Origin of the sequence: Chitinimonas sp. JJ19 (assembly GCF_036961565.1) — a bacterium.
In the GTDB taxonomy this organism is placed as follows: domain Bacteria; phylum Pseudomonadota; class Gammaproteobacteria; order Burkholderiales; family Chitinimonadaceae; genus Chitinimonas.
On record NZ_JBAMDD010000013.1, the window covers coordinates 103,574 to 109,599 of the forward strand.

Here is a 6,026-nt window from a genome sequence, read left to right on the forward strand (position 1 = left end):
TTCTTATTGCGTAGCACCATGCCTGATTTGCTAGACCAGCCGCTGATCTTCGTCGACCTCGAAACCACCGGGGCCAACGCGCAGCGTGATCGTATTACCGAGGTTGGCCTGGTGGAGTGGGATGGCGAGCGCATGACGGAATGGAGCTGTCTGGTCAACCCGCAGACCGCCATTCCGCCATTTATCAGCCAGTTGACGGGCATCAGCGACGCGATGGTGGCGGAGGCCCCTACCTTTGCCCAACTGGCCGAGCCGCTGCTGGCGCGGCTGGAGGGCAGGGTATTCGTGGCCCACAATGCCCGCTTTGACTATGGCTTTCTCAAGAACGAGTTTCAGCGTGCTGGCCTCAACTTCCGTGCGCGGGTGGTGTGCACCGTCAAGCTTTCGAAAAAGCTGTTTCCTGGCGAGTACAAGCACAATCTGGATGCAGTATCGGCGCGCAATGGCCTGGTTGCGGAAGGTGAGCGGCATCGTGCCCTGACCGATGCCAGGTTGATCTACCAGTTTCTGGTCAAGCTCAAGCGCGAGCTGCCGGCAGCGCAATTGAATGCTGTGCTGGAGGAGATCAGCCGTCAGGCCAGCCTGCCAGCCGGTGTCGATCCCGAGGTGATCGAATCCATGCCGGATGGCCATGGGGTGTATCTGTTTTATGGTGACAGCGATACCTCGCTCTATGTGGGGCGCAGCAGCAACCTCAAGCGCAGCGTGCTGGCGCATTTTTCTGGCGATGGGCGTGCCAGCAAGGCGCTGCGCTTCCATCACCAGATCACCCGCATAGACTGGATATCCACCGCAGGCGAGCTTGGGGCGTTGCTGATGGAAGCACGCCTGCTCAAGCAGTTGCAGCCACTGCACAACCCAAAGCAGCGGTGCGACGAGCAGTTGTGCGCCTGGCGCTATGAACCCAATGCAGAGGGTAGTGCCAAGCTTGAGTTGGTCTACGCCCATGAGCTGGACTTTGGCCGCCAGACCAACCTGTTTGGCCTTTACGGCAATGAGCGGGAGGCAAGCAATACCCTGCGCAAGATCGCCGAGGCCAACAAGCTATGCATGATGGCACTGGGGCTGGAGCGCACAAGCAGGCGAACGGGTACGCCCTGTTTTGGCATGCAGATAGGCAAATGCCGTGGTGCTTGTGTCAACAAGGAGCCCCTGCTGACCCACCAGGCGCGTGCCTGCGCCGTGCTGGCCAAGCTCAAGATCAATAGCTGGCCCTATGGCGGACCTATCCTGGTCAAGGAGCAGGCCGAGTCCAGTGCGGCGGTGGATCTGCACCTGATAGACCACTGGCGCCATCTGGGTACGGTGAATTGCGAGCAGGACTTGCCCGAGCTGCTGGAGCAAGTGGGGCAGATGCCGTTTGACCTGGATAGCTACAAGATACTGAACAAGCATTTGCGCAGCCTGCCAGGGCTGGCGATTGTGCGGCTGCCCGGCGTGGCGTGAGCGGCCCGCATCTGGTGCGGGTAGTTGGCGGTTAGCATCAGGTTTGGGGTGTTTGGCGGCTTTGAATGGGTGGGTAGCTGGTGGTTTGGCGGATTTACCTTACAATCAAATGCTGAAATACGCCGAGTACGGTTGTTGGCCCTGGCTGATACCCAAACACCAAGAGCGCGATGGAGAAGACCCCCGGAATCTGGCCGCCCCTGTTGAAGGGGATGGCTGCGGCTACCGCTATCCTTGCGGCGAGCCTGCTGCCTGCATGGGTGGCGCTGCCCCTGGCCGTGGCCATAGGTGGAGGGGTGGCCTATGGTTGTCATCTGCGTTCTGCTGCCAAGCCCGATGACACCGAAGTTGCCACGGAGCTGGCTGGCTTTGTGGAGCAGTCCCTGGTTGGCATCTACTGCCTGGAGGCAGATCGCATCGTCTATGGCAATCAGGCCATGGCCGATATCCTGGCCTACCCACGCGATGCGCTATCTGACCTGCCGCTCAGTCGCGTCATACATCCTGATGACCTGGACCTGGTAACCGAGAATGTCCGCCGTCGCATGGCGGGGGAGGTCGATAGCCTGCGCTATCCCTTCCGTATCCTGCGCGGTGATGGGCAGATAAGGCATTGTGAAGTGCATAGCAGGGCCGCCCGGCTGGGGGGTGAGCATCGTCTGGTCGGTGTGTTGATCGACATTACCGACCGCATCACCGTTCAGCATGAGCTGGCGCTGTATGCGCGAGCTTTCGAGGCCAGCAGCGAAGGCATCGTAGTGACCGATGCGATGGGCATGATCGTTACCGTCAACTCGGCACTGGAAAGCCTGTCGGGCTATCGCCGCGATGAGCTGTTGGGGCAGCCTGTGCTGTCGCTGGAGCACCGCATCAGTGGCACGCGCCTGGAACATATCGTAGCGGCAGCCTTGAGCAGCGGCCGCTGGCAGGGGGAGTTCCTGGCCCTACGCAAGAACGGTGACGTCTATCCGACTATGCTGTCGATCAGCGCACTGCGCAACGAGCACCATGCCGTCAGCCACTATATAGCCATCATCAGCGATCTTTCGCCTATACGGGCGGCAGAGCGCAAGTTGCTGGAATCTGAGGGCAAATTTCGTGCATTTGTGGAGCTGTCGCTGGTAGGCCTGTATGTGGTGCAGGATGGCCGACTGGTTTATGCCAATCCAGAGATTGCGCGTGTGCTGGGTTATGACTCGGCCGAGCAACTGATCGGTCTTTCGGTGGAGGACATGACCGCTACCGAGGATCTGCCCCTATTGCGCGACTATCACCGTCGCCGACTGACGGGTGAGATGGAAAGTGCCCGCTATACCTACCGCGCCAAGCGTCGCGACGGCAGCTTGTTGTGGGTGGAGGCGCATGGCCGGGTATTTGAATACGATGGCAGGCTGGCCGTGATGGGCATTGCGCTGGATGTCAGTCAGCGCATCGAGGCAGAGCGCCAGTCCAGGCTGGCGGAGCGGGTATTCGAGTCAGCCTCCGAAGGGATATTGATCACCGATGCCGACAGCCGCATTGTGGCAGTGAACCCGGCATTTACCCGTATTACCGGTTATTCGGCGCAGCAGGCCATAGGCAAGCTGTCGCGCATGTTGATGCGGCAGGACGCCCGTGCTGAATTCAACCATGAGATGCTCGACCACCTGGCACGTGATGGCCACTGGCAGGGCGAGATGCGTGATCGACGGCTCAGTGGTGAGTGGTACCCGGTGTGGATGTCCATTTCAGCGGTGCGTGATGATGCGGGACGCATTAATAGCTATGTCGGGGTGTTTACCGATTACACCAGCCGCAAGGAGGCCGAAACCCGGCTGCACTACCTCGCCAACCATGATGGCCTGACAGGGCTGTTGAATCGCAGCGGCTTGATGAGCCAGCTGGAGCGTGAGATCAGCCGGGCCAGGAATCTCAAGCAGTCGCTGGCCGTGTTGTTTCTCGACCTGGACCGCTTCAAGGCCATCAATGACACGCTGGGGCACGGTGCGGGAGACAAGCTGTTGGTGGCCGCCACCGAGCGCTTGCGCAACCAGGTCAAGGCAACGGATCTATTGGGGCGCCTGGGCGGGGATGAGTTCACCATCGTGCTGGAGAACCTGCCCAGCCCGGAAATGGCAGCTGACGTGGCGAACCGGGTGGTCGATGCCATGGCGCAGCATTTCTTTATCGATGGTCATGAGATGTTCGTGACGGCCAGCGTGGGTGTGGCCGTGTACCCAGGGGACGGCCATGATGCGGCGTCGCTGCTGAAGAACGCTGACGTGGCCATGTATAGAGCCAAGGAACGAGGCAAGAACACCTACCAGTTCTTTGCCAAGGAGATGAATGCCCAGGCGTTTGAGCATCTGTTGCTCGAAAACAGCCTGAGGCACGCACTGGAGCGCGGCGAGTTTGAACTGCATTATCAGCCACAGGTGGCAACCGAGACGGGCGAGATTGTCGGGGTGGAAGCACTGATACGCTGGCGCCATCCAGAATTGGGTCTGGTGCCGCCAGCACGGTTCATCCCCCTGGCTGAACAGAATGGCCTGATTGTGCCCATCGGTGCCTGGGTGCTGCAGGAGGCCTGCCGGCAAGGCAAGGCATGGCTGGATGCAGGGTATGGCTTGCGCCATATCGCGGTGAACCTTTCTGCCCGCCAGTTTGCCGATGACAATCTGCTGGGCTATATCAGCGAGGCACTGGACCAGAGCGGGCTGCCGCCCCATATGCTGGAACTGGAGCTGACCGAGAGTACCGTGATGCAGCAACCGCAGGATGCAGTGAGGCTGCTGCTGCGCTTGCAGGAAATGGGCGTGGCCCTGTCCATTGATGACTTTGGTACCGGCTACTCCTCGCTGGTCAGCCTCAAGCAGTTCCCACTGGATAACCTCAAGATCGACCGTGGGTTTATCTCCGGCATTCCACACGAAGGCGACGACATGGCCATCACGGAGGCCATTGTTGCCATCGCCCGCAAGATGGCATTGAAGGTTGTGGCTGAAGGCGTGGAAACCGTTGAACAGTTTGATTTTCTGCGTGCTGCAGGCTGTGATCTGGTGCAAGGCTATCTGCTGGGACGCCCCATGCCCGCATCCGAGCTGATGATGCGCCTGGCTGCGGACAAGATGCTGTTACCCAGGGTGGAGACCGGCTGGCAGGAAATTCATCCGCCACGCTGACAGCCAGGGTAGGGCGGGGGTATGATTCGAGTGAATATTCTAGCAACCGCTAGATAGTTAAATGAGTGGCATTAAGGTGACATATCACCTTTCTGCCATACAAACTTGGCCGCCCCGAACTCGCATGAAAACTCCCCTGCATTTCTCTCACGCCAACAGCTTTCCGGCCAGCAGCTACAAGCAGTTTCTGTCGCAGTTCGAGGCGGATTTCGATGTGGGTTACATAGAAGCGCTGGGGCATGATCCACGGTATCCCGTGCATGACTGCTGGCCCAATCAGGTACTGGAATCCATACGCTATATCGAGCAGCGCTATGACCAGCCGGTGATCGCTGTTGGCCATTCGCTGGGCGGGTTTCTCTCCTTTATGTGCGCCATGGAGCGGCCAGACCTGTTCCGCGCCGTCGTGCTGCTCGATTCACCCATCTTCAGCAGACGGGTCTCAAGCATGTTGCGCCTGGGAAAATGGTTCGGTTTTATCGAGCGCCTGACTCCGGGCAGGGGGTCACGTACCCGCCGCCGCGAATGGCCCAGCGTTGATGCTGCCTACCGTCATTTCCAGGGGCGCGGGATGTTTGCCGATTTCGACCCTCGCTGCCTGCGCGACTATGTGACTGAGGGCACCGTACCGACGGAAAACGGCGTCAGGCTCAAGTTCGACACCGAAGTGGAGTACCGCATCTACGTTGGCCTGCCGCATGTTTTCCCCCGCCATAGAGGCAAGCTGACAGTACCTACCGGCTTTATCGGCGGCAAGACCTCCATCTATGTACGGCCTGCCGACATTGCCAGCATGAAGCGGCATTTTGGCGTGCAACTGGCGGAGTTTGATGGCGGGCACCTATTCCCCTTCGAGAAGCCCGAGCTGGCGGCTGAGGCAGTCAAGGATATGATTGCTGCGCTGACGGCGCCGAAGGGGTAAAGCGGGTATCTGGCATCCTTGGCTTGCATTCTCGTTGGCCGCTTCGCTTGAAGTTCTCGGTGCACGGCGTTGACCAATGCTGCATCAGGAAGTTATTGAAAAACAAGACCATTGTCATAAATGACAGGTGGGTTGAGCAGCGGAACTGCCGCGTTTCGGGCTACCGAGCCCACCGAAATATCAGGTACTCCAGTAGATATGTATCGAGTGGTATTGGTCTACCTCTCTGAGCAGACCACACTGTCGCTTCAACGAGTTTGCTACCTCGTTGCACCGCATCAATTCTCACTAGGTGGGCACTGGACCTATAGCCATCCCATGTGCACTGGCGCTCTGGAAGCAGCTGCTTTCGACCAGCCACCAACAATAGTTTGATACCTAATCAACACCACTAGAGCTTATGCTCACTGCCTATTGTTAATAAAATCAAAGGCTTGAGATTGCGCTGGGACTAAAGTATATTCTCGCGCCTTCAACTGTAAGGCGCCAATTTCCCA

General features: G+C 58.8%; 3 protein-coding genes. All 3 read left to right on the forward strand.

All coding sequences use genetic code 11. The annotated features are described in order from the left end of the window. Positions 1–18 precede the first annotated feature (18 nt). Positions 19–1,446 (forward strand): 3'-5' exonuclease family protein, encoded by a 1,428-nt coding sequence (locus V7714_RS15780; protein ID WP_335710569.1) that lies wholly within the window; start codon positions 19–21, stop codon positions 1,444–1,446. Positions 1,447–1,616: 170 nt separating this feature from the next. Then, positions 1,617–4,607 carry a PAS domain S-box protein gene (locus V7714_RS15785; protein WP_335710570.1) on the forward strand — a complete coding sequence of 997 codons (2,991 nt, stop codon included), beginning with the start codon at positions 1,617–1,619 and terminating at the stop codon, positions 4,605–4,607. A 124-nt stretch (positions 4,608–4,731) separates the two neighbouring features. After that, positions 4,732–5,529 (forward strand): alpha/beta fold hydrolase, encoded by a 798-nt coding sequence (locus V7714_RS15790; RefSeq protein ID WP_335710571.1) that lies wholly within the window; start codon positions 4,732–4,734, stop codon positions 5,527–5,529. The last annotated feature ends 497 nt before the right edge of the window (positions 5,530–6,026 follow it).

Bases quoted from the DNA above. Each gene is read 5' to 3' on its own strand.
- V7714_RS15780 (WP_335710569.1), top strand. From the start codon at position 19: ATGCCTGATTTGCTAGACCAGCCGCTGATCTTCGTCGACCTCGAAACC.
- V7714_RS15790 (WP_335710571.1), top strand. From the start codon at position 4,732: ATGAAAACTCCCCTGCATTTCTCTCACGCCAACAGCTTTCCGGCCAGC.
- V7714_RS15785 (WP_335710570.1), top strand. From the start codon at position 1,617: ATGGAGAAGACCCCCGGAATCTGGCCGCCCCTGTTGAAGGGGATGGCT.